The sequence below is a fragment of the Micromonospora palomenae genome, assembly GCF_007829925.1.
In the GTDB taxonomy this organism is placed as follows: domain Bacteria; phylum Actinomycetota; class Actinomycetes; order Mycobacteriales; family Micromonosporaceae; genus Micromonospora; species Micromonospora purpureochromogenes.
This window is the reverse complement of record NZ_VIXA01000004.1, coordinates 304,350-327,249: the sequence shown is the minus strand read 5'-3', so window position 1 is coordinate 327,249 and position 22,900 is coordinate 304,350. Positions and strand designations below refer to the sequence as shown.

At 73.2% G+C, this 22,900-nt stretch carries 23 protein-coding genes; 10 read left to right on the top strand and 13 right to left on the bottom strand.

Going from position 1 to position 22,900, the window contains the following annotated elements; genetic code table 11:
* Window positions 1-4: 4 nt before the first annotated feature.
* Both FHX75_RS26180 and FHX75_RS26175 read left to right on the top strand, forming a co-directional pair.
* Window positions 5-460: an RrF2 family transcriptional regulator gene (locus FHX75_RS26180; RefSeq protein ID WP_154943001.1), complete on the top strand. Its 456-nt coding sequence runs from the start codon at window positions 5-7 to the stop codon at window positions 458-460.
* Entirely contained in the window at window positions 460-978 is a 519-nt protein-coding gene (locus tag FHX75_RS26175) for a GNAT family N-acetyltransferase (RefSeq protein WP_154943000.1), read from the top strand. The genes FHX75_RS26180 and FHX75_RS26175 overlap by 1 nt, the downstream gene beginning before the upstream one ends.
* A 26-nt stretch (window positions 979-1,004) precedes the next feature.
* Here FHX75_RS26175 and FHX75_RS26170 read toward each other — a convergent pair whose 3' ends face one another.
* The 7 genes from FHX75_RS26170 to FHX75_RS32305 form a co-directional block, all read right to left on the bottom strand.
* Window positions 1,005-1,619 carry a malonic semialdehyde reductase gene (locus FHX75_RS26170; RefSeq protein WP_154942999.1) on the bottom strand — a complete coding sequence of 205 codons (615 nt, stop codon included), beginning with the start codon at window positions 1,617-1,619 and terminating at the stop codon, window positions 1,005-1,007.
* Window positions 1,616-2,161, bottom strand: a complete 546-nt coding sequence (locus tag FHX75_RS26165) for a flavin reductase family protein (protein WP_154942998.1) — start codon at window positions 2,159-2,161, stop codon at window positions 1,616-1,618. The genes FHX75_RS26170 and FHX75_RS26165 overlap by 4 nt, the downstream gene beginning before the upstream one ends.
* A 55-nt stretch (window positions 2,162-2,216) precedes the next feature.
* The gene (locus FHX75_RS26160) at window positions 2,217-3,551 is read right to left on the bottom strand and encodes an LLM class flavin-dependent oxidoreductase (RefSeq protein WP_154942997.1); all 1,335 of its coding nucleotides are present in this window, start codon (window positions 3,549-3,551) and stop codon (window positions 2,217-2,219) included.
* Between the two features lie 11 nt (window positions 3,552-3,562).
* Window positions 3,563-4,426 (bottom strand): ABC transporter permease, encoded by an 864-nt coding sequence (locus FHX75_RS26155; protein WP_154942996.1) that lies wholly within the window; start codon window positions 4,424-4,426, stop codon window positions 3,563-3,565.
* Window positions 4,419-5,501 carry an ABC transporter ATP-binding protein gene (locus FHX75_RS26150; RefSeq protein WP_246158631.1) on the bottom strand — a complete coding sequence of 361 codons (1,083 nt, stop codon included), beginning with the start codon at window positions 5,499-5,501 and terminating at the stop codon, window positions 4,419-4,421. The genes FHX75_RS26155 and FHX75_RS26150 overlap by 8 nt, the downstream gene beginning before the upstream one ends.
* Entirely contained in the window at window positions 5,498-6,517 is a 1,020-nt protein-coding gene (locus tag FHX75_RS26145; RefSeq protein WP_154942995.1) for an ABC transporter substrate-binding protein, read from the bottom strand. The genes FHX75_RS26150 and FHX75_RS26145 overlap by 4 nt, the downstream gene beginning before the upstream one ends.
* 141 nt (window positions 6,518-6,658) lie before the next feature.
* Window positions 6,659-6,736 (bottom strand): putative leader peptide, encoded by a 78-nt coding sequence (locus FHX75_RS32305; RefSeq protein WP_349881247.1) that lies wholly within the window; start codon window positions 6,734-6,736, stop codon window positions 6,659-6,661.
* A gap of 243 nt (window positions 6,737-6,979) precedes the next feature.
* Here FHX75_RS32305 and FHX75_RS26140 point away from each other — a divergent pair, with 243 nt between their 5' ends.
* Window positions 6,980-7,159, top strand: coding sequence for a DUF4236 domain-containing protein (locus FHX75_RS26140; protein WP_088963206.1), 180 nt, complete (start codon window positions 6,980-6,982; stop codon window positions 7,157-7,159).
* 138 nt (window positions 7,160-7,297) lie between these two features.
* Window positions 7,298-7,825 (top strand): potassium channel family protein, encoded by a 528-nt coding sequence (locus tag FHX75_RS26135; RefSeq protein ID WP_154942994.1) that lies wholly within the window; start codon window positions 7,298-7,300, stop codon window positions 7,823-7,825.
* Here the strand turns inward: FHX75_RS26135 and FHX75_RS26130 are convergent.
* Together FHX75_RS26130 and FHX75_RS26125 are read right to left on the bottom strand one after the other, a co-directional pair.
* Entirely contained in the window at window positions 7,785-8,687 is a 903-nt protein-coding gene (locus tag FHX75_RS26130) for a hypothetical protein (RefSeq protein WP_154942993.1), read from the bottom strand. The two genes, FHX75_RS26135 and FHX75_RS26130, sit on opposite strands and share 41 nt — an antisense overlap.
* A gap of 25 nt (window positions 8,688-8,712) precedes the next feature.
* Window positions 8,713-9,234, bottom strand: a complete 522-nt coding sequence (locus tag FHX75_RS26125; protein WP_154942992.1) for a VOC family protein — start codon at window positions 9,232-9,234, stop codon at window positions 8,713-8,715.
* Between the two features lie 50 nt (window positions 9,235-9,284).
* Here FHX75_RS26125 and FHX75_RS26120 point away from each other — a divergent pair, with 50 nt between their 5' ends.
* The 3 genes from FHX75_RS26120 (at window position 9,285) to FHX75_RS26110 (ending at window position 13,934) form a co-directional block, all read left to right on the top strand.
* Window positions 9,285-9,743 (top strand): MarR family winged helix-turn-helix transcriptional regulator, encoded by a 459-nt coding sequence (locus tag FHX75_RS26120; protein ID WP_154943164.1) that lies wholly within the window; start codon window positions 9,285-9,287, stop codon window positions 9,741-9,743.
* Window positions 9,744-9,800: 57 nt separating this feature from the next.
* Window positions 9,801-11,345: a tetratricopeptide repeat protein gene (locus FHX75_RS26115; protein WP_154942991.1), complete on the top strand. Its 1,545-nt coding sequence runs from the start codon at window positions 9,801-9,803 to the stop codon at window positions 11,343-11,345.
* Between the two features lie 294 nt (window positions 11,346-11,639).
* Window positions 11,640-13,934 carry a HelD family protein gene (locus FHX75_RS26110; protein ID WP_154942990.1) on the top strand — a complete coding sequence of 765 codons (2,295 nt, stop codon included), beginning with the start codon at window positions 11,640-11,642 and terminating at the stop codon, window positions 13,932-13,934.
* Between the two features lie 104 nt (window positions 13,935-14,038).
* On the opposite strand, the gene FHX75_RS26105 is transcribed toward FHX75_RS26110, so the two are convergent.
* Complete coding sequence (locus FHX75_RS26105) at window positions 14,039-14,461, bottom strand: hypothetical protein (protein ID WP_154942989.1); 423 nt, start codon at window positions 14,459-14,461, stop codon at window positions 14,039-14,041.
* Window positions 14,462-14,644: 183 nt separating this feature from the next.
* Between FHX75_RS26105 and FHX75_RS31780 the strand changes: the two genes are divergently transcribed.
* Together FHX75_RS31780 and FHX75_RS26090 are read left to right on the top strand one after the other, a co-directional pair.
* Window positions 14,645-16,678, top strand: a complete 2,034-nt coding sequence (locus tag FHX75_RS31780) for a glycerophosphodiester phosphodiesterase family protein (RefSeq protein ID WP_246158697.1) — start codon at window positions 14,645-14,647, stop codon at window positions 16,676-16,678.
* Window positions 16,679-16,870: 192 nt separating this feature from the next.
* Window positions 16,871-17,251 (top strand): hypothetical protein, encoded by a 381-nt coding sequence (locus FHX75_RS26090; RefSeq protein WP_154942987.1) that lies wholly within the window; start codon window positions 16,871-16,873, stop codon window positions 17,249-17,251.
* 68 nt (window positions 17,252-17,319) lie between these two features.
* Here the strand turns inward: FHX75_RS26090 and FHX75_RS26085 are convergent, their stop codons facing one another.
* The 3 genes from FHX75_RS26085 to FHX75_RS26075 form a co-directional block, all read right to left on the bottom strand.
* Window positions 17,320-18,276 (bottom strand): sporulation protein, encoded by a 957-nt coding sequence (locus FHX75_RS26085; protein WP_154942986.1) that lies wholly within the window; start codon window positions 18,274-18,276, stop codon window positions 17,320-17,322.
* 150 nt (window positions 18,277-18,426) lie between these two features.
* Window positions 18,427-19,203 (bottom strand): DeoR/GlpR family DNA-binding transcription regulator, encoded by a 777-nt coding sequence (locus tag FHX75_RS26080; protein WP_154942985.1) that lies wholly within the window; start codon window positions 19,201-19,203, stop codon window positions 18,427-18,429.
* Window positions 19,204-19,243: 40 nt separating this feature from the next.
* Complete coding sequence (locus FHX75_RS26075) at window positions 19,244-21,280, bottom strand: beta-galactosidase (protein ID WP_154942984.1); 2,037 nt, start codon at window positions 21,278-21,280, stop codon at window positions 19,244-19,246.
* Window positions 21,281-21,558: 278 nt separating this feature from the next.
* Here FHX75_RS26075 and FHX75_RS26070 point away from each other — a divergent pair, with 278 nt between their 5' ends.
* Window positions 21,559-22,884 carry an ABC transporter substrate-binding protein gene (locus tag FHX75_RS26070; protein ID WP_154942983.1) on the top strand — a complete coding sequence of 442 codons (1,326 nt, stop codon included), beginning with the start codon at window positions 21,559-21,561 and terminating at the stop codon, window positions 22,882-22,884.
* Window positions 22,885-22,900 lie beyond the last annotated feature (16 nt).

Genomic DNA, 22,900 nt, shown 5'->3' with positions numbered 1-22,900 from the left:
CGGGGTGCAGATCTCCGCGCGCGGCGACTACGCGGTACGGGCGGCGCTGAGCCTCGCCACCGCGTACCCCTCGCTGCTGTCCACCCAGGCGATCGCCACCGAGCAGGACATGCCGCGCAAGTTCCTGGAGGCCGTCCTGGCCGACCTGCGCCGGGCCGGCATCGTGCGGGCCCAGCGCGGCGCCGAGGGCGGCTACACGCTGGCCCGGCCGCCCCGCGAGGTCACCGTCGGGGCGATCCTGCGCGCCGTGGAGGGCCCGCTGGCCGGGGTGCGCGGCCTGCGCCCCGAGGAGACCCGGTACGAGGGTTCGGCGGAGAACCTCCCCCGACTCTGGGTGGCGGTCCGGGCCGCCGTCCGGCAGGTGCTCGACGAGGTCAGCCTCGCCGAGGTGGTCAGCGGCCGACTGCCCGCACACGTCCGAAAGCTGACCGCTCTGCCCGACGCCTGGGAGCCCCGCTGATGCCCACCCCCACCCTGCGCACCGACCGGCTGCTGCTGGAGCCCTACCGCCCGGCCGATGCCGACGACTTCGTCGCCCTGCTCAGCGACGCGGAGGTGGCCCGGTACATGGGCGACGGACCGATGACCCCCGCCGACGCCGCCGCCCTGTTCGGGCGGGTGTTCACCACGGTCTACGCCGAGGACCTGTTCGACGTGTGGGCGGTGCGCCGCGACGGCCGGTACGTCGGGCACGCCGAGATCAAGCGCACCGACCAGGTCGACGGCCACGAGCTGGTGTACGCCCTGGCGAAGCCGGCCTGGGGCGCCGGCCTCGGCACCGAACTGGCCCGGGCCCTGGTCCGGTACGGCTTCGACACCCTCGACCTGACCCGGGTGCACGCCACCGTCGCCGAGGCCAACACGGCCTCCCTGGCGCTGCTGGCCAAGCTCGGCTTCGTCCACCAGCGGGACGTCACCGAGGACGACGGCAGCGTCACCCGGGTCCTCGCCGTCGACCGCGCGCCAGTGCCCGCCTGAGCCGACGCCGGCGCGCGCCCCCGGAGTCACAGCGTCCGGATCACCTCCTCGGCGGCCAGCCGGGGCAGCCGGTCGTGCCAGGCGTCCGGCCCCGGGCGGCCGATGTTGACCAGCAGCAGCACCTCGTGCCGGCCGTCGGGGAAGAACTCGCGTCGCACGCCGGCGGCGTCGAAGCCGGCCATCGGCCCGGCGGCCAGCCCGGCGGCGCGCACCCCGAGCAGGAAGTAGCCGGCCTGGAGGGTGGCGTTGAAGCGGGCCTGGGCGACCCGCTCGGCCCGGTCGGCCAGCCAGTCCTTCGCCTCTGGCCGGTGCGGGAACAGCTCCGGCAGCCGGTGGTGGAAGTCCACGTCCGCGGCGAGCACCGCGACCAGCGGGGCGGTGGCCGTCTTGGCCCGGTTGCCCGCGGACACGTGCGGCAGCAGCCGGGCGCGCGCCGGGGCGGAGCGCGCCAGCAGCACCCGCAGCGGCTGGCCGTTGAGCGCGGTAGGGCCGTACCGGACCAGGTCGTGGATGGCGGCGACCTGGGCGTCGGTGACCGGCTCGTCGGTGAACGTGTTCGCCGTGCGGGCCGCCCGGAAGAGCAGGTCCTGGGCCTCCCGGTCCAACGCCAGCAGATCCGCCGCCACCGACGCCCTTGTCACGCGGCCACCGCCGTGGCGGCGGTGCTGGTGTAGCCGCCCCGGTGGTAGACCAGCGGCTCGGCGTCGGCGCCGGCGGCCAGCGTCAGCGGCTCGGCGATGACGACGGTGTGGTCGCCGGCCGGCACCCGGTGCACGACCCGGCAGAGCAGCCGGCCCAGCACCCCGTCGAGCAGCGGCAGCCCGAACGGCCCCGGCGTCCACCCCCGGTACGCGGCGAACCGGTCGATTCCGCTGGTGGCGAAGATGCGGGCGGCCTCTGACTGGTCGGCGGCGAGCAGGTGCACGGCGACGTGTTCGGCGCGGGCCAGCACCGGCCAGCTCGACGAGGCGACGCCGAGGCAGAACGAGACCAGCGGCGGGTCCAGCGAGACGGAGGTGAACGAGGTGGCGGTGAAGCCGGCCCGCAGCGGCGCCCCGATCCCGCCCAGGCAGGCCGGGTCGGTGCCGCGGGCGACGGCGGTGACCACAGTGACGGTGGACGCCTGCCGGCGCAGCAGCCCCCGGAACAGGTCCCGGTCCACCGGCAGCAGGTCGGCGCTCACTCCGCCACCTCAGCTCGCGACTGCGGGGCTCGCAACCCCGGCTCACTCCTCGCGCTCACGCCGTCACCAGCTCACGGGTGGCGTACGAGCTGGCCGGGCGGGGCAGCCCGTAGTGCTCGCGCAGCGTCCGACCGGTGTACTCGTGCCGGAACAGCCCCCGGGCCCGCAGCAGCGGCACCACGTGGTCGACGAAGTCGGCCAGCCCGCTGGGCAGCAGCGGCGGCATCACGTTGAAGCCGTCGGCGGCGCCCTCGGTGAACCACAGCTCGATCTGGTCGGCGATCTGCTCCGGGGTGCCGGCCACCACCCGGTGCCCGCGCCCGCCGCCGAGCCGGCCGATCAGCTGCCGCAGGGTGAGCTGCTCCCGCCGGGCCAGCTCGACGACGAGCTGGTAGCGGCTCTGGTGGGCCTGGACGCTGGTCACGTCGGGCAGATCGGGCAGCGGGCCGTCCAGCGGGTACCCGCTGAGATCGATCCCGGTCATGCCGGAGAGCTGGGCGAGGGCGTGCTCGGGGACGATCAGCGCCTCCAGTTCGGCGGCGAGGGCCTGCGCCTCGGCCTCCGTACCGCCGATCACCGGGGCGATGCCGGGCAGCACCTTGACCAGGTCCGGGTCCCGGCCGGCGGCGACGGTGGCCCGCTTGAGGGCGGCGTAGAAGGCCTGGCCGTCGGCGAGGGTCTGCTGGGCGGTGAAGACCGCCTCGGCGTACCGGGCGGCGAAGGCGATGCCGTCGGGTGACGAGCCGGCCTGCACCAGCAACGGCCGGCCCTGCGGCGGTCGGGGCGTGTTCAGCGGGCCGCGGACCTTGAACGCCTCGCCGGCGTGGCCGACCTCGTGCACCCGGTCGGTGTCGGCGAAGACCCCGGCCGCGGCGTCCAGGACGAGGGCGTCGTCCTCCCAGCTGTCCCAGAGCTTGATCGCCACGTCGACGAACTCGGCGGCCCGCCGGTACCGGTCGGCGTGCGCGGGGTGCTCGTCGAGGTTGAAGTTCCACGCCTCCCGGGCCTGAGCGGAGGTGACGATGTTCCAGCCGGCCCGGCCGCCGCTGAGGTGGTCCAGCGAGGCGAACTTGCGGGCGATGTTGAACGGCTCGTTGTAGGTGGTCGAGACGGTGGCGATCAGCCCGATGTGCTCGGTCGCGGTGGCCAGCGCGGCGAGCAGGGTGAGCGGTTCGAAGACGGCCTGGATGTTGTGCCGTACGGCCGGCCCGACGGCCAGCCCGTCGGCGAGGAAGACCGAGTCGAGGGTGCCGCGTTCGGCGATCCGGGCCAGTTCCTGGAAGTGCCGGACGTCGCCGACCCGGCTCGGATCGGTGCGCGGGTGCCGCCAGGCCGCCTCGTGGTGGCCGACGCCCATCAGGAATGCGTTCAGGTGCAGGGTGCGGGACATGGCGTTTCCTCTCAGGCGGTGACGTCGACGCGCCAGGTGGAGAAGCGGCGTTCGACGGCGACGAGGAGCTGGTTGACGACGAGGCCGATGGCGGAGATGGTGATGATCCCGGCGTACATGTCGGGGATCGCGAAGTTGTACTGGGCGTAGTTGACGAGGTAGCCGAGCCCGGCCTTCGCGCCGACCATCTCGGCGGCGACCAGCACGAGGATCGAGTAGGCCCCGGCCAGCCGGACGCCGGTGAAGACCGTCGGCACCGCCGCCGGCAGGATCACCTTCTGGAACAGCCGCAGGTGGTTGAGCCCCATCGAGCGGGCGGAGCGCACCAGCAGCGGGTCGACGCCCTTCACCCCGGCGATGGTGTTCAGCAGGATCGGCCAGGAGCAGGCGTAGAGCACCAGGGCGATCTTGGAGGTCTCCCCCAGGCCGAGGATCAGCACGAAGACCGGCAGCAGCGCCAGCGCGGCGGTGTTGCGGAACACCTCCAGCAGCGGGCTGAGCAGGTCGGCGAGGGGCCGGTACCAGCCGATCAGCAGCCCGAGCGGGATGGCGGTGAGCACGGCCAGGCCCAGCCCGGTCAGCGAGCGGGTGAGGCTGGCCCCGACGTGGTCGGCGAGCTGCCCGCTGGTCAGCAGCGCCCACCAGGCCACCAGCACCTCGGACAGCGGCGGCAGGAAGACCCGGTCGACCAGGCCGACCCGGGGCGCGGTCTCCCACACCGCGGCGAGGCCGAGCAGCGCGGCGCTGCGGTGCAGCGCCCGCCCGCCGAGGCCGAGCAGCCGGCCGGGCAGCGCAGGCCCGGTGACGGCCGGCGCCGCCGGGGGCGTGGCGGCGGGGACCGCCAGCCGGGTGGGTCGTTCGGCGATGTCAACCAACGCGGGCCTCCTCGGTTCGGGTCGCCGCCGGCGCCGCGCGGTCCGCGTCGGCATCGGCGACGGCGGGGGTACGACCACCGTCCACAGCGGTACCGGCGGAGCGGCCGGCTTCCGGGGCGGCGGCACGGGGCCCGACGCCGACCGGGTCCGCCGGGCCGGGCCGGGTGTCGCCGCTGCGACCGGGCGAATCGGGCGCGGGCGTCGACCGGTCGAGCAGGGCCCGCCAGGGGGTGCGGCCCGACCGGCCGACGGTCGGCCGGGCGGCGGGGCGTTCGGCGGACTGCGCGGCGCGCACCTCGTCGCGCAGCAGCGTCCAGATCTCGTGCCGGTGGTGCCGGAAGGCGTCGGAGGAGCGGACATCCTCGGTGGCACCCCGGTCACCGAGGCCGATCTCGATGACCTGCTTGATCCGCCCGGGGCGGGAGGTCATCACGGCGACCCGCTGGCCGAGGTAGACCGCCTCGTCGATGCCGTGGGTGATGAACACGATCGTCTTGCCGGTGCGCTGCCAGATCCGCACCAACTCGTCCTGCAACGAGTCGCGGGTCTGCGCGTCCAGCGCGGCGAACGGCTCGTCCATCAGCAGGATGTCCGGGTCGTACGCGAGGCTGCGGGCGATCGCCACCCGCTGCTTCATGCCGCCGGAGAGTTCGTGCGGGTAGCGCTCGGCGAACCCGCCGAGCCCGACCAGGTCCAGGTGATGGGCGACCAGCTCGGCCCGCTCGGCGCGGGGCACGCCCTTGGCCTCCAGTCCGAACGCGACGTTGCCGGCGGCGGTACGCCAGGGCAGCAGCGCGTACTGCTGGAAGACGATGCCCCGGTCGAGGCCGGGCCCGGTGACCGGGCGGCCGTCGACCAGCACCTCCCCGGAGGTGGGTCGGGACAGTCCGCCGAGCAGGTCGAGCAGGGTGGACTTGCCGCAGCCGCTGGGGCCGACGACGACCAGGAACTCGCCGGGGCGTACCCCGAGGGTGAGCTGGTCCAGGGCGGTGACCGCGCCGGCGGACGCGCGCCGCCCGGCGCGGACCGGGAAGGTCTTGGTGACCCGGTCGAAGAGGACCTTGTCGTCGCTCACGCCGCACCCCCGCCGGAGGCGAAGGAGTTGTACTTGTTGGTGTAGATGTCGCCGGGCTTCGGCTTGTCGCCCTTGAGTTCGCCGGTGTCGGCGAGCCAGTCGATCCAGGTGGTGAACTCCCGGTCGGTGATGAGGCCACCCTTGCCGGCGACGCCGCTGCTCTTCCAGTAGTGCACCAGCGCCGGGTCCTCGTTGCGGCCGCGCTTGGCGATGATCGCCTCCAGTCGGGCCACCACGGTCTCCCGGGGCTGGCTGCGGGCCCACTCGATGGCCCTGCCGACCCCGCTGACGAAGGTCTTCACCGTGTCCGGGTTGCGCTTGAGGAAGTCGTCGCGGAAAACGTAGGAGCCGCCGCTGAACGCCCCGAGCAGTTCGTAGTCGGTGAAGATGGTGCGGACGCCGCCGTTGGCGACCGCCTTGTCGCGGATCACGCCGCCGAGCACCGCGACGTCGATCTGCTGCTGCCGCAGCGACTGCTCGGAGTTCACCGGCGGGATGGCGACCAGCTCGACCTGGGCGATCTCGGCCGGGCTGAGCCCGTTCCTGGCCAGCCAGATCTTCAGCACCGCCTCGGCGTGCGCGCCGAGGGTGTTCATGCCGACCTTCTTGCCGATCAGGTCGCGGGCGGTGCGGATGGGGCTGCCGTCGAGGACGTAGTAGCCCTGGAAGGTCTGCGCGTCGGAGCCGTAGTAGCTGACCACGGCGGTGATCGGGGCGTTGGCGGTGGCGAGCTTGACGATGGCGCCGTTGAACGCGCCGCCGAAGTCGCTCTGCCCGGTGGCGGTGGCCTGGATGTCCTGCGGCCCGCCGGTGACGTTGCCGATCCACTTCAGCTTCACGTCACCGAGGTAGCCGAGGTCGGCGGCGAGTTCGGGGAGGGTGACCAGGCCGACGGAGCCCTGGTAACGCAGCTCCTTGGTCTGGCCGGACGCCTCGGCGCCGCCGCCGCAGGCGGTGGCGCTGGTCAGGGCGAGCAGGGCCGCGACCGCGGCGAGGGTACGACGGAATGAGGACATGGACGTCTCCTGATCTGAGCACGAGGAGGACCGCGCCCGGTGGCGCGGGGGTACGCCGGCGCGCGGCACCGGGCCGTCGTGGGCCGGGCCGTGCGGTGTGGCGGAGGAAGAGGGATGGTGCGGACGGCGGTGGGCGTCAGCTCAACAGAGCGCGCTCGCGTGCCGGACCAGGTCGACGTGCACGCGAGCGGTGAGGAGAAGCTCATCCCGCTGCGACATGAGCCCATGCTGCCGGTCGGCCACGAGCCCGGTCAACGTCCTTCCAGAACATGAGATGCGCGTCGCTGACTTTGTTGCATCCCTTGCCGAGCTGCGTTTACCGCCCCGCAACACCTACCTGCTGAGTAGAGATTCCGGTGACCGTCCAGAGCGGATCCGCGGCAGGTTTCGCAAATCGTCGGTTCGGGCATGTTCGATGACGCCAGAACAGGGCACGACAGGGAACGGCGAAGGGAGCCCACGATGGGTCTGATGTTCCGCAAGCGCAAGAAGTACGGGCCGATCATCCTGAACTTCACCGAGAACGGCTTCTCCTCGTGGAGCATCAAGATCGGTCGCTGGTCCTGGAACTCCAAGGCCAAGGCGCACCGCGTCGACCTGCCGGGTCCGCTCTCCTGGAAGCAGGACAAGACCCGGGCGTGACGTCCCGAGGTCGAGCGGGGTGCCGGTGAATCACCGGCACCCCGCTCGACGTCTCGGCGGCCCGTACCCGCGGCCCCCGGCCCGGGCGGCTTCGCCGTTCCGCCGCTGGCGGCGACGTCCGGGGCGCAGAATCGCCGCATGAGCGGCGACGGGTCCCACCGGCGGAAGCTGCGGCGGGCGGTGGGTGCCTGCCTGCTGTTGGTGCTCGCCTACTTCCTGGTGCCGGTGGCGCCCGACCCGAACGGGCTCCGGCTGGCCCTGCGCTCGGCCGGCACCCTGCTGCTGGTCCTGATCGTCTCCCTGCTCGTCACCGGCCAGGTACGCCGGCAGCTCGCCAACCGGGCACCCACCGGCGACCAGGGAATCCGCGCGCTGATCCGGCTCGGCGTCGCGCTGGTCGCGGCCGTGCTCACCTTCGCCCTCGCCGACTACGTGGTGGCGTGGAGCAGCCCCGGGCAGTTCGCCGGCCTCGAGACCCGCGTCGACGCGCTCTACTTCGCGCTGGCCACCCTGACCACGATCGGATACGGCGACGTGAGCGCCCAGGGGCAGGTCGCCCGGGCGGTGGTCTGCGTGCAGATGGTGTTCAGCATCGGGGTGGTGGCCACCGGCGCGTCGGTGCTGGTCAAGCAGTTGACCGGGCGCCTGCGGCCGGGCCGGCGGTGATCAGCACGTCGCCGCCGAGCCGGCCGTGCTCCGGGTCGCGGCGCACCGCGCCGGAGTGCAGCAGGCTGGTGAGCGCACCCACGGTGTCCGCGGCCCGGTAGACGGTCGCGGTGAGGGTGTGCCGGCGCAGCTCGGTGACCGTACGGGGGCCGGAGCGGGCCAGCTCGGCCAGCAGCTCGCGGCGCAGCGGCCCCGGCTCCGGGTGCAGGGCGATGTCGAGCAGCCCGCCCGCCGGGTCCTCGGGGTCGCGGTAGCGCACCCCGGCGAACTCGTCGACCTCCCACAGCGCGTCCTTGAACGCCTCCAGGCTCTTCTCCAGCCCGGTGCCGAACGCGACCCGCCGGGCCGGCGAGCCGTCGGCCGGCACCAGCTCGACCTCGGTAACCAGCGCGAAGCCGGCGCCGGTCAGGGCCGGCCGCAGCGACGCCGGCGCGGGAGCGCTGAGCAGCAGCTCGGCCGGGCGACCGGTCGCCGCGGCGGCCAGCAGCGCCGGCTCGGCGGCCGCGGCGTCCACCATGGTCAGCAGCGGCGCGCCGGCCGCGCCGGCCGCCTTGAGCACCACCGGCAGCCGGGACGCGTCCCCCGGGACCAGGTGCACGGCCACGTCGGCCGGCAGCGTCGCCTCGACCGGACCGAGCCGGGCCGGCAGCTCGGGTCCACCGCCGGCGAGCACGAGGACGGTCAGCCGCCGCCCGCGCAGCCGGTCGGCGAACTCGGCCACCACCCGCAGCGCCGCCTCGGCGGCGTCGGGATCGGGATACGACAGGGCGAGGGTGGCCCGCCGGGAACGGTGCAGCGCCCCCGGCAACCAGTGGTCGAGCTGCCGGACGAGCAGTTCACGCAGGACGGTGTCGGTGGCCATCCTGCCGTTGTACCGTACGGCGGCCTCAGGCCGGGATGGAGATGCCCACCCCGCCCCGGGTCTGGCCGCCGTAGCGCCGCCGCTCCCGGTCGAGGTCCAGCCGGCCGATCCGCTTGCGCGCCGCCAGCGCCTCGTCGTCGAGCAGGTCGGCCGGGACGATCCAGACGATCTCGAACTCCAGGCCGTCCGGGTCCTGCCCGTAGAGGCTCTTGGTGGTGCCGTGGTCCGAGGTGCCGACCAGCGCGCCCGCGGCGGCCAGCCGCTCGGCGGTGGCGGCCAGCTCGTCGAGGGTGTCCAGCTCCCAGGCCAGGTGGTAGAGGCCGACGGTGGCGCGCCCGGCCTGCGAGCGGCCGGCCGCCGCGCCGATCTCGAACAGGCCGAGGTCGTGGTCGTTGGTGGAGTCGGGCGCCTGGAGGAACGCGGCGCCACGGAACCCGTCCGGGGTCATCGCCACCGGCCGGAAGCCCAGCACGTCGCGGTAGAAGGCGACGCTGCGGTCGAGGTTGCTGACGTAGAGGACGGCGTGGTTGAGCCGGTGGATTCCCATGCCCCCCACGCTAGCGCGGTTTGGTTGAGCGTTCAACCATTGCCGCTATGATGGACGCCATGACCCGGTGGCTGGACCCCGACGAGCAGCGCACCTGGCGGGCCTTCCTGACCGCCTCCCGGGCGCTGATGGACACCCTCGACCGCGAGCTGCAACGCGACGCGGGGATGCCGCACGCCTACTACGAGATATTGGTCCGGCTCTCCGAGGCCCCCGGGCGGCAACTGCGGATGAGCGAGCTGGCCGACCTGACCGGCTCCTCGCGCAGCCGGCTCTCGCACGCCGCCGCCCGGCTGGAGGCGGCCGGGTGGCTCCGGCGCGAGGACTGCCCGACCGACCGGCGCGGCCAGGTCGCCGTCCTCACCGACGACGGCTTCGCGGTGCTCGCCGCCGCCGCGCCCGGCCACGTCGAGGGGGTACGCCGGCACCTCTTCGACGCGCTCAGCCCGGCCCAGGTCGACCAGTTGCGCCGGATCAGCGAGACGCTGGTCGCCCACCTGACCGGTTGACGACTCCGATCACCGTCGGGGCTTGTACAACCCGTGGCCGGACGAGCACGATGGGGCGTGCCCTCCGGCTTCGGTGAACTGACCCTCCAGGCGCACCACCTGGTGTCCGCCGGCGACCTGGCCGGCGCGCAGCGACTGCTCGCCGACGCGCTGACCGACGCCGACCCCCGGCCCGACCACGCCTCCCCCGAGCTGGCCGACGCCGCCGGGCTCCAGGCGCGGGTGCTGGTCGCGCTCGGCGAGCCGCACTCCGCGCGCGGCTGGGCGGCCTTCGCGTACGCGGCCGCCACCCGGCTCTACGGGCGCTCGGACGAGCGGACGATCTCGGCGGGAGCGACGCTGGCCGCCGTGCTGCACCGGGTCGGCAGCAACGCCCGCGCCGCGCGGCTCTACTCCGACGTGATCCTGGAGCTGACCGCCCGGGACGGGCCGGAGTCGCTGCGGGTGCTCGCCGCGCACGCCGACCTGGCCACCGTGGAGTACGCCCGGGGCCAGTGCGCGCAGGCCCGGGAACGCCTCCAGGACGCCTGGGAGCTGCACCGCGAGGTCTACGGCGACGGCAACCCCAGCGGCATCAAGATGCTGGCCCGGCTCGGCGCGATGCAGCGCGACTGCGGCCGGTTCACCGAGGCGCACGACAACCTGGCGCTCGCCCGCGAACTGGCCCGGCAGCACCTGCCCGCCGACGACCCGCTGGCCCGGCAGGTCTCGACCCTGGCCCGCGCGGCCGCCGACCCGGACCACGTCTGCGACGACGAGCCGCCCCCGGAGCGGGACACCCCGGTGGTGCCGGCCGCCCGCACCGCCCCGGCCGACGAGGGGCCACCCGAACCGCCCGCCTGGCCGGTGGGCCCGGCGGCGACCGACCAGGCGTACCCGCCGACGGTGCCCAACCAGCGACTGCCCACCGAGGACGCCGACGCCCCGGAGGCCGACGACCCGTACGCCGACTGGTGGCCGCCGGAGCCGCTCGCCGAGCCGGAGCGGGCCGCCCACGAGCCGGTCCCCCCGTCCGTGGTCGGACTGGCCAACGGGTACGCCGAGGAGGCCGACGGGGTGCACCGGGTGGGTCAGCGCCACCCGGAGGAGTCCCGGCTGCTGCCGGTGGTGGTGCCCCGGCACCACGCGCCGCCGCCGCGCCGCAACCGGGCGACCCCGGCCGTGGTCGCCGGGCTGACCGTGGTGGTGCTCGGCACCGTCGCGGTGGTCGCCGGGGTGTCCCAGGTCGACGGCGGTGGCGACGACCCACCGGCGCCCGCCGCCGCGCCGACCGGCCCGCCGAGCCCCACCGCGTCGTCCGCGCCGCCCAGCGCCGGGGTCGCCGCCCCGCCCGGCACCCCACCGGCCCGGGTGACCCTGCGCGACCGGCGCGACAACATCGCGCTGGACTGGGAGTACCCGGCGGGCGCGGAGGGGCCGGTGGTCATCTCCGGCGGGCGATCCGGGCAGGACCCGCGCGCCTTCCAGGAGTTGCCCGCCGGCACGAACAGCTTCGTCGTCTACGGCCTGGACCGCACCAACGACTACTGCTTCACGGTCGCCGTGGTCTGGTCCACCGATACCGTCGCCCGCGCCGCCGAGGTCTGCACCCGCCGCCGCTGACTCCCCCACCCCGTCCGGTCCGGTCCGGGCCTCTTTCGGAGAAAGCGTGGCCATCCGGCACCGTAAAGGCACTCTTTTCCTGAAAGTGCGCCGACAGGCGGCCCGGCGGGATCGGCGCCGGTGCTCCCGCGGCGGGGCGGGCGGGAGAGGGGGCGGGGGGTGTGACGTGCGCCCGGGCGGCCGGGATGCTTGGTGCGGCGGGTCGGGGCGCGGTATCTTTCTCCGTTCGGAGAAACAAAAAGGAATGGCGACGATGGCCATTCCTGCGGCTATTTTAAATGACGAGGAGACGGCTTGTCAACGCAATCCGACGGTTCCGTCGCGCAGCGGCACGACGACGAGATCGGCCGCGAGCAGGAGTACGTCTCGCTGCTCTACGGCCGGCTGGACGACATGCGTGAGCAGGCCGCCCAGCGGCTCACCGAGGAACTGCGGAACACCGGGGGCACGTTGCAGGCCCGGTCCCAGCGCGACAGCGCGGTCCAGATGTACGCCGACCAGGTCGAGCAGTTCTCCGCCGTGGAGAACGGGCTCTGCTTCGGCCGGCTCGACGACACCGACGGGGCCCGGCACTACATCGGCCGGATCGGCATCTTCGACTCCACCGGCGACTACGACCCGCTGCTGATGGACTGGCGGGCCCCCGCCGCCCGGCCGTTCTACCTTGCCACCGCCGCGAATCCGCAGGGCGTCAAGCGCCGCCGGCACCTGCGTACCCGGCAGCGGAAGGTGACCGGGCTCAACGACGAGGTGCTCGACCTCGCCACCGCCTCCCCCACCGCGCACGAGGAGCTGACCGGCGAGGCGTCCCTGCTCGCCGCGCTCAACGCTGGCCGGACCGGGCGGATGCGCGACATCGTGGAGACCATCCAGGCCGAGCAGGACCGGGTGATCCGGGCCGACCTGCCCGGCGTGCTGGTGGTGCAGGGCGGCCCCGGCACCGGCAAGACCGCCGTCGCGCTGCACCGCGCGGCGTACCTGCTCTACACCCACCGGCGGGAGCTCTCCAGCCGGGGCGTGCTGCTGGTCGGCCCGAACGCGACCTTCCTGCGCTACATCTCGCAGGTGCTGCCCACGCTGGCCGAGACGGGCGTGCTGCTGCGTACCCCCGGCGACCTCTTCCCCGGCGTCAGCGCGCGGCGCGCCGAACCGGCCGAGACGGCGGCGCTCAAGGGGCGGACGGCGATGACCGAGGTGCTGGCCGCCGCGGTCCGTGACCGGCAGTGGGTGCCCGACGAGCCGCTGGAGATCGAGATCGAGCGGGACACCGTGCGGCTCGACCCGGAGATGGTCCGCGAGGCCCGCGACCGGGCCCGCCGCTCCGGCCGCCCGCACAACCTGGCCCGCGCCGTGTTCGACGTCGAGGTCGTCCACGCGCTCGCCGCGCAGATCGCCGAGCGGATCGGCGCCGACCCGCTGGGCGGGGAGAACCTGCTGGAGGAGGCCGACCGCGCCGAGATCCGCCGGGAGCTGCGCGAGGAGCCCGGCATCCGGGCCGCGCTCGACGAGCTGTGGCCGGTGCTCACCCCGCAGCGCCTGCTCGCCGACCTGTACGCCTCGACCGACCGGATCGCCGCCGCCGCGCCGATGCTCACCGACGCCGAGCGGGCGCTGCTGCACCGGGAGCCGGGCGGCTGGACGCCGGCCGACGTGCCGCTGCTGGACGAGGCCGCCGAGCTGCTCGGCGAGGACGAGCGCGCCGCCGCGGCCCGCCGCGAGCGGATCCGCTCCTTCCAGCGCGAGTACGCCGAGGGTGTGCTGGAGATCTGGAAGGGCTCCCGCTCGATCGACGTGGAGGACGAGGCCGACGGTGGCGAGATCCTCGGCGTCACCGACCTGATCGACGCCGACCGGCTGCTGGAGCGGCAGGAGGAGGCCGACCGGCTGACCACCGCGCAGCGGGCCGCCGCCGACCGGAGCTGGGCGTTCGGGCACGTGATCGTCGACGAGGCGCAGGAGCTGTCGCCGATGGCCTGGCGGCTGCTGATGCGCCGCTGCCCGAGCCGGTCGATGACCATCGTCGGTGACGTGGCGCAGACCGGCGCGCTGGCCGGCACCCCGTCCTGGGCCGACGCGCTGGAGCCGTACGTGGCCCGGCGCTGGCGGCTGGAGGAGCTGACCGTCAGCTACCGCACCCCCGCCGAGATCATGGCGGTGGCCGCCGAGGTGCTCGCCGAGATCGACCCCGCGCTGCGCCCACCCCGCTCGGTACGCGCCGGCGGCGTACCGCCGTGGGACCGTGCGGTGGACGCGGCCGGCCTGGCCGAGGAGCTGGTGGCGGCGACCACCCGGGAGGCCGCCGGGCTGGACGACGGGCGCCTCGGGGTGATCGTGCCGGCGGGCCGGGCCGACGAGCTGGCCGCCGCGGTGGTGGCCGCACTGCCGGAGGCGGCGGTCGGCGAGCAGCCGGAGCTGGAGAGCCGGGTGGTGGTGCTGACCGTGGGCCAGGCCAAGGGCCTGGAGTTCGACTCCGTCCTGGTGGTCGACCCGGACGCCATCGTCGCCGAGTCCCCGCGCGGGCGCAGCGACCTCTACGTGGCGCTGACCCGGGCCACCCAGCGGCTGGGCGTGCTCCGCCCCACGTCCTGACCCCTGCTCCCGGCTCCACCGGCGAGGAGCGATGTGGACAGCAGTGGCCTCACCCGTGCGGGTGAGGCCACTGCCACTCTGTCCGCGATCGTCGCGGAACCGGGTCAGCCGGGATTCGCGCGATCGTTGGTGAAGTTGCCCACCTGTGCGGCGTTCGCGGACTGGTCGCTCGTCGAGCCACCGGCGGGCGTACTCAGGCCGCCCGTGGTGGCGTCGCCGGTGGTGGTCGGGGCGACCTTGCCGCGGTGTCGCTCCGGCTGGCGGGCCAACCGGCGCACGCTGGCCGGGCCGGCGGTGCCCCCGGTGGTGGTGATCGCGCCCTGCCCCCGGGTCGGGCCGCCGTCGCGCAGCACGGTCGGGTCGACCGGGGCGTCGGCCGGATCGTCCGGATCCTGCTCCTGGATCACCCGCAGCACGTCCGTCTGCGGCACGGTCACCTCGTCCAGGGCGCCCTCGCCGTAGACACCGGCGGTGAGGCGTTCCTCGGCCAGCCGGGCGGACTCCCGCATCGTGTCGTTGTCACGCACGTCCATCACCTCGCAGATCTGGCGGTAATCCACTGCCTGCCCGGCCAGGCCGCGACCAAACCGGTCCGCGCCGGTTCACCGGCCGGCCGCCCGCCGCTCGCCTGCCGGCCGTTCCCGCTGCCCATGCTGACCGGCGGGTTGGCGGGAACCGCCCGCCCCCGTAGGAGAGACAGCGTGCGCAGAATGCGCCGTACCGCCATCGCCGCCCTGGTGGTGGCGACCGTGACATCCGGTCTGGCCGCGCCCGCCCAGGCGCGACCGGGACCGGAGCGGACCTTCGACCTCCAGGCCCACCGCGGCGGCCTCGGGCTGCGGGTGGAGAACAGCCTCGCCTCGTTCGGCAACGCCCTCCAGCTCGGCGTGGCCACGCTGGAACTGGACGTGCAGATCACCGAGGACGGCCAGGCCGTGGTGACCCACGACCGCAGGGTCAGCGGCGCCAAGTGCGTGGACACCGCCCCGGTGCGCCCCGGGGACCCGGAGTTCCCGTACGTCGGCAGATACGTCAACACCCTCACCCTGGCCCAGGTGCGCACCCTCGACTGCGGCTCCCGGACCCTGCCGGACAAGCCCGGCCAGCTGGCCGTGCCCGGCGCCCGGATGCCCCTGCTGCGGGAGGTCTTCGACCTGGTCAAGCGCTACCGGGCCGACGACGTGACGCTCAACGTGGAGACCAAGGTGGAGGCCGGCGCGCCCACCGAGACCGCACCCCGCGAGCAGTTCGTCCAGGTGACCGCCCGGGAGGTCCGTGCCGCCGGGCTGCTCAAGCAGGTCACCGTCCAGAGCTTCGACTGGGGCGCACTGATGCGGATGCGCCAGGTCGAGCCGCGGCTGCCCCTGGTCGCCCTGACCAACTACGACTTCCTCCAGGTCGGCCGCCCGGGCGCGTCGCCCTGGCTCGGCGGCCTGGACATCGACGACTTCGCCGGCGACCCGATCCGGGCCGTGCGCAGCTTCGGCGCGAGCGCGTTCTCCCCGGTGCACGGCTTCCCGCAGAACGGCACCGTCACCGACCCCGGCTACCGGCCGTACGTCACCAAGGACATGGTGGAGCACGCGCACCGCAACGGGATCAAGGTGATCCCGTGGACCGTCGACGACGTGCCGACCATGGCGAAGCTGCTCGACGACGGGGTCGACGGGCTCATCACCGACTACCCGGACCGGCTCCGCGACCTGCTGGCCACGCGCGGCCGGCACCTGCCCGCGGCGTACGCCTCGCCGTTCGACATCCAGGCGCACCGCGGCGGCCGGGCCACCCGCCCGGAGAACACCCTGCCCGCCTTCGCGCACGCGCTGGAGAACCCGGCGATCTCCACCCTGGAACTGGACACCGGCGTCACCGCCGACGGGCACCTGGTGGTGCTGCACGACCGGACCGTCAACGGCTCGCACTGCGTCGACACCGCGCCGGCCCGCCCGGGTGACCCGGAGTTCCCCTACGTCGGCAAGCCGGTGCACGAGCTGACCCTGGCCCAGCTGAAAACCGTCGACTGCGGCTCGCGGACGTTGCCGGAGTTCCCGGCCCAGGTCGCCGCGCCCGGCGCCCGGATTCCCACCCTCGACGAGGTGTTCGCCCTGGTGCGCGCCAGCGGCCGCGACGACGTCCGGCTGAACGTGGAGACGAAGATCAGCCCGCTGGTCGACGACACCGAGCCGTACCCGAGCTTCACCCGCAGGCTGGTCGGCGCGATCCAGCGGGCCGGCTTCACCCGCCGGACCACGATCCAGTCGTTCGACTGGCGCACCATCCGCTACGCCCACCGGCTGGACCCGCGCATCGGGACGGTCGCCCTGGTCTGGCAGTACGGCCCGGCCGAGTGCGCCTCCCTCGCCGACGAGTGCTCGCTGCAGGCCGTATACGGCGACCCGTCGGTCAAGAGCCCGTGGACCGGCGGCCTCGACTGGTGGCAGCACCAGGACCTCGGCAAGCTGGTCCGCGCCTCCGGCGCGACGACGGTCTCCGCCAACTGGCAGGTGCACGACCCGGGCCAGGGCACCGTCGCCTCGGCCGACTGGTACCTGCGGGAGGACCCGGCCTACTTCCACGGCCCGAGGGTGCCGGAGCTGCAGCGGCGGTACGGGCTCGCGGTCGTGCCGTACACCGTCAACGACCCGGCGGTCATGCAGCGGGTGATCGACCTGGGGGTGGACGGCCTCATCACCGACGACCCGGAGCTGCTCGTCCGGGTGGCCGTGCGCAACGGCCTGCGCTGACGTACCACGCCGGTGGCGCTCTCCCCGCAGGGCGCCACCGGCGACCACAATCCGCTGGTGAGCCGGTGTTACCTCTCGGGGGCGTCGGGTAGACGGAGGTTGCCCGCGCCATGAACGCGAACCGTGCCGTGGCCGAAACGCGGTAGCGGGGCGAGGGAGTGCAGGTACTCATCAAATCCTGAGGAGGACCAGATGAGCACGCAGGCTGCATCCACCAGGCCCATCAACCGGCCGATGCAGGACGCGCCCAACCGGGCGGCGATGAACGAGGCACCGACCCGTCCGATGCCCATGATGCACGACGGGCACCGCGAGCAGGTGATGCAGGCACCCGGCACGGAAACCAAGCCGTCGCTGCGTACGACGGAGTTCTGGGTCTACATCGCCGGCGTGATCGGCATACTGGCCGCGTCGTTCCTGGTCGGTAAGAACTCGGTCGGCGTGGACATCTTCCGCGCCCCGCAGGCCTGGTTCTTCATCACCCTGCTGACCATCGGTTACCTGGGCAGCCGGGGCCTGGCCAAGGCCGGCAGCAACTTCCGCAGCAGTGAAGAGCGCAAGGCCCGTCACTGACCCACGAGATCAACGCCGTGAGAACGATGGCCCCCGGGACGAGTCCCGGGGGCCATCGTCGCGTCGACTCACTCGAAGTCGCCGCCGAAGTCCCCGCCGCCGAAGTCGCCCTCGAAGGCGTCCTCGATCATCTCCCCGGCGACCATGCCACCGGCGACGCCGAGGGCCGCCCCGGCGACCATGCCGCCCATGCCGTGACCCCGGTGGCCGCGGCCGTGCGGGGCGCCGAAGCCCGCGCCGCGCAGGCTGCCGTAGCGGGAGGTGGTCTCGCGCAGCCAGCCGTCGACGACCTGCGCCCAGTCGACCCGGTCCGCGTCGGCGTGCGAGACGGTGTACCGGCCGAACGCGTCGTGGCCGGCGCTGAGGAAACCACCGCGCTTGTCGCACTCGAGGATCACCTCGACACCGTGCGGGCTGGTCACGAAGGTCAGCTCGACCTCGGTGACCGCCTGGGCGTACTGCGGCGCGGCGAAGAACTCGATCTCCTGGTAGAACGGCAGCGTCTGCTGGGTGCCGCGGATGTGACCGCGCTCCAGGTCGGCGTGCTTGAACCGGAAGCCCAACCGCTGGAAGGCCTCCAGGATCCGCTCGTGCACCGGCAGCGGGTGGATGTTGACCTGGTCCAGGTCGCTCTTGTCCACCGCCCGGGCGATCGCCAGCTCGGTACGCAGACCCATCGTCATCCCACGCAGGCGCTGGCCGTAGACGTCGGTGATCGGGGCCTCCCACGGCACCGGCAGCTGGAACGGGATCGACAGCTGCTGCTTCGGCGCCAGCTGCAACGGCCCGCTGACCGCCATCCGCTGGAACTCCATGATGCCGGCGTACTCGGTGTCGCCGCCCTCGATCTCCACCCGGGTGACCAGCCCGACGGTGATCTGCTCGATGTTCGCCGGGGCGTCGCCGCCGACGAGGTTGACCTGCCCGTCGAGGGTCAGGCCCGGCCGGGTGTTCGGGTTGGCCAGGACCGTGTCGACGCTGGGCCCACCCACACCGAACGCGCTCAGCATCTTCTTGAAGACCATCGACACTCCCGCAGCACGAACGACGCGCTCCGGGGTGGAGCGCGGACTTTACCCAGGGCACCGTAACCGGAACGGCTGTGAAGTGCCTGGAAGCGCGGCGGGGCGTCCCGGTCCCCGCCGGTCGGCCACCCACCTCGGCCGGGACCGTCGTCAGTCGGGCTCGACGACGACCAGCTCGCCGACCTGCTCGCCGATCTGCCGGCGCCCCTCCGGCGGCAGCTTCGCGTCGGTGATCAGCACGTCGGCCTCCTCCAGCGGGCCGATGGTGGCGATGCCGATGGTCTCCCACTTGGTGTGGTCGGCCAGCACGACCAGCCGCCGGGCGGCGCTGATGAGCCGCCGGTTGACCGCCGCCTCCAGCAGGTTGGGCGTGGTGAAGCCGGTACGCGGGCTCATCCCGTGCACGCCGAGGAAGAGCAGGTCGACGTTGAGGGAACTGATCGCCGCCTCGGCGACCGGCCCGGTCAGCGCGTCCGACGGGGTGCGGATGCCGCCGGTGAGCACCACGGTCTGGTCGGCGCGCGGATTCTGGTAGAGCGCGTCGGCGACCGGGATCGAGTTGGTCACCACGGTCAGCCCGCGTACGTCGGCGAGCATGGTGGCCAGGGCGGCGGTGGTCGTACCGGCGGAGAGGGCGATCGCCATGCCGGGCTCGACCATGCCGGCGGCGTGCTCGGCGATGGCCCGCTTCTCCCCCTGCTGGCGGATCGACTTGGCGGCGAAGCCGGGCTCCTCGGCCGAGCCGGGCCCGGCCAGGGTGGCCCCGCCGTGCACCTTGTCGATCAGCCCCCGCTCGGCGAGCACCTCCAGGTCCCGCCGGATGGTCATGTCGGAGACCCCGAACCGGCTCACCAGGTGGCTGACCCGCACGCCGCCGCGCTGCCGGATCAGTTCGAGGATGGCGGTCTGCCGTTGCTGGGCGAGCATCGAACCTCCTAACCGGGCGGACGGGGAAACGGTACGCAGGTCAGGCCGTCGCCGTCGGGTCGCCGAGCGGGACCGGACCGGCGTGTCCCTCCCGGACCACCGCCACCTCGCCGGCCGGCAGGCGCAGCTCACCGGTGCAGCGTGCGCCGCCGAGCAGCTCGGTGCCGGTGACGTCGAGCCGGACCTCGGCGTCGGTGTGGTTGATGGCAAAGAGCCAGGACCGGTCGCCGTCGCGGCGGCGGACCACCTCGACGCCGGTCGGCGCGGCCACCGGAGGACGCGCCCCCGCCTCGGCGAGCAGCCGGGCCACCAGCCGGTCGGTGGCCGCCTCGTCCAGCCGGGTGCCGACGTACCAGGCGGTGCCCCGGCCCACCCGGTGCCGGGTGAGGGCGGCGACGCCGGGCAGCGGCCCGTCGGCGTACGAGGCGAGCACCTCGGCGCCCTCCGGGTGCAGCCACTCGGTCCACACGTCGGCGGTGGCGCCGTCGTCGAGGCGTACCCGCTCGCCCTCGCGCAGCGGGAAGAACTCCTCGGTGCGGACGCCGAGCAGGTCGCGGAACGCCCCCGGGTACCCGCCGAGGCGGATGTGGTCGTGTTCGTCGACGATGCCGCTGAAGTAGGTGACCAGGGCGGTGCCGCCACCGTCGACGTACCGGCGCAGGGCCTCGGCGTCGGCGTCGCGGACCAGGTAGAGGGTCGGCACGAGGACCAGCTTGTAGCCACTGAGGTCGGCCGAGGGGTGCACCACGTCGGTGGTGACGCCGGCCCGCCAGAGCGCGCCGTGCAGCGCCTGGAGCCGGTCGACGTAGGTGACGTCGACGCTGGGGTGCGAGTCGAGCTCGGCCCCCCACCAGGCCTCCCAGTCGAACAGGATCGCCACCTCGGCGTCGACCCGGCTGCCGCGCACCTCGGCGAGGGCCTTCAGGTCGGCCCCGAGCCGGCACACCTCGCGGAACACCTTGGTGTCCGGGCCGGCGTGCGGCACCAGCGCGGAGTGGAACTTCTCCGCCCCGGCGCGGGAGGCCCGCCACTGGAAGAACAGCACCCCGTCGGCGCCGCGCGCCACGTGCGCGAGGCTGTTGCGGCGCAACTGGCCGGGGGTCTTGGCGACGTTGCGCGGCTGCCAGTTGACCGCGCTGGTGGAGTGCTCCATCAGCAGCCACGGGTCGCCGCCGGCGACGCCGCGGGTGTGGTCGGCGGCGAGCGCCAGCCCGAGGTGCGACAGCGGGTCGGCGGCGGTGAGGTAGTGGTCGTTGGAGACCACGTCCACGTCGGACGCCCAGGAGTGGTAGTCCAGGTACTTGATCCCGGTGCCGATCATGAAGTTCGTGGTAACCGGCTGCCGGACCAGCCGGGCGAGCACCTCCCGCTCGGCACGGAGCTGGGCCCGCTGCTCGTCGGAGGAGAAGCGCAGGAAGTCCAGCTGCTGGGTGGGGTTGGCGAAGGTCGGCGCGCTGCGCGGCGGGTTGATCTCGGCCCAGTCGCCGTACCGCTGGCTCCAGAAGGTGGTGCCCCAGGCGGCGTTGAGGGTGTCCAGGTCGCCGTAGCGCTCGCGCAGCCAGCGGCGGAACGCCTCGGCGCTGACGTCGCAGTAGCAGTGCACGTTGTGGCAGCCCAGCTCGTTGGAGATGTGCCACATCACCACGGCGGGGTGCTCGGCGTACCGGCCGGCGACCGCCTCGACCAGGGCGAGCGAACGCTCTCGGAAGACCGGCGAGCTGGGGCAGTACGCCTGCCGCCCGCCGGGCCACAGCACCGTGCCGTCCGCGGTGCGGGGCAGCGTTTCCGGGTGCCGGTGGGCCAGCCACGGCGGCGGGCTGGCGGTGGCGGTGGCCAGGTCGACGTTGATGCCGCCGTCGTGCAGGACGTCGAGGGCCCGGTCCAGCCAGCCGAACTCGTACCGGCCGGGGGTCGGTTCGAGCAGGGCCCAGGAGAAGATGCCGACCGAGACCAGGTCGACGCCGGCGCGGCGCATCAGCGCCACGTCCTCGGCCCAGACCTCCTCCGGCCACTGCTCCGGGTTGTAGTCCGCGCCGTAGAAGATGCCGTCGCCCTGCCAGGTGCCGTGCTGCCGCATGAGTGCAGAGAGTGCCCCCGATGACCGCGCAAGTCAACACTTTCCAACATCGACTCGTTTCCAACGTTTACCAACGGGATCCCTTGTCAACACTGCGGTATCGATCCCAAGCAGCCCTCTTGACACGGCCGCACCAAGGGGTAGCTTCAAGCGCCACCGGCTGTTCTTGTTCGCCAATGTTGGATCTCGGTGAATCTGTGTTGGCATTCGCGGACACGCCGGCACCTCCATCACTGACCACCCTTGGGCGCCGCACCTCTTCATCCGCAGGAGGCACCATGTCCCGTCCCCGTACCGAAGCCGAGTACCTCGCCCGGCTCGTACCGCCCTCCGTCGCCGGCATCGGGCGGCGTTCACTGCTCGCCGGCGCGGGCGCGGGCGCGCTGCTCGGCACCGGCCTGCTGGCCGGCTGCGGCTCCGACTCGGACTCCGGCTCGGACAGCAAGACCGTGTCGATCGGCTCGAACCAGTCGGACCCGAAGCCGAAGGAGGTCATCGCCAAGGTGATGGCCGGCTTCCAGACGGCGTCCGGCATCGAGCCGAAGGTCAACACGGTCGACCACAACACGTTCCAGGAGAACATCAACAACTACCTGCAGGGCAAGCCGGACGACGTGTTCATGTGGTTCGCCGGCTACCGGATGCGGTTCTTCGCCGCCAAAGGGCTGGCCGGCGACCTCAGCGACGTCTGGGGCAAGCTCTCCGGCTACTCCGACGCGTTCAAGAAGGCCTCCACCGGCGACGACGGCAAGCAGTACTTCGTGCCGTCGTCGTACTACCCGTGGGCCGTCTTCTACCGCAAGTCGGTCTGGCAGCAGCGCGGGTACCAGGTGCCCAAGACGCTCGACGACCTCAACGCCCTCGGCGCGCAGATGAAGAAGGACGGCCTCACCCCGATCGCCTTCGCCGACAAGGACGGCTGGCCGGCGATGGGCACCTTCGACATCCTCAACCTGCGGATCAACGGCTACCAGTTCCACGTCGACCTGATGGCCGGCAAGGAGGCCTGGACCTCCGACAAGGTGAAGAAGGTCTTCGACGCCTGGAACGGGCTGCTGCCGCTGCACCAGGCCGACAGCCTGGGCCGCACCTGGCAGGAGGCCGCCCAGTCGTTGCAGCAGAAGAAGAGCGGCATGTACCTGCTCGGTCTCTTCGTCGCTCAGCAGTTCAGCAACGAGGAGCAGGACGACCTGGACTTCTTCACCTTCCCGGAGGTCGACTCGACGATCGGGGCGAAGGCCCTGGACGCGCCGATCGACGGCTACATGATGGCCCGCAAGCCGAAGTCCGAGGCGAACGCCAAGAAGCTGCTGGAGTACGTCGGCTCGAAGGCCGCCGCGGACATCACCGTGAAGAACGACCCGAGCACCCTGGTGGCCAACGGCGGCGCCGACACCAGCGGCTACACCGCCCTGCAGAAGAAGGCCGCCGAGCTGGTCGGTTCGGCCACCGAGATCGCCCAGTTCCTCGACCGCGACACTCGGCCGGACTTCGCCTCCACTGTGATCATTCCGGCGCTCCAGCAGTTCATCAAGAACCCGAAGGACATCGACGGGCTGCTGAACAGCATCGAGAACCAGAAGAAGTCGATCTTCACCAGCTGACGGCGAGAGGGGGAGG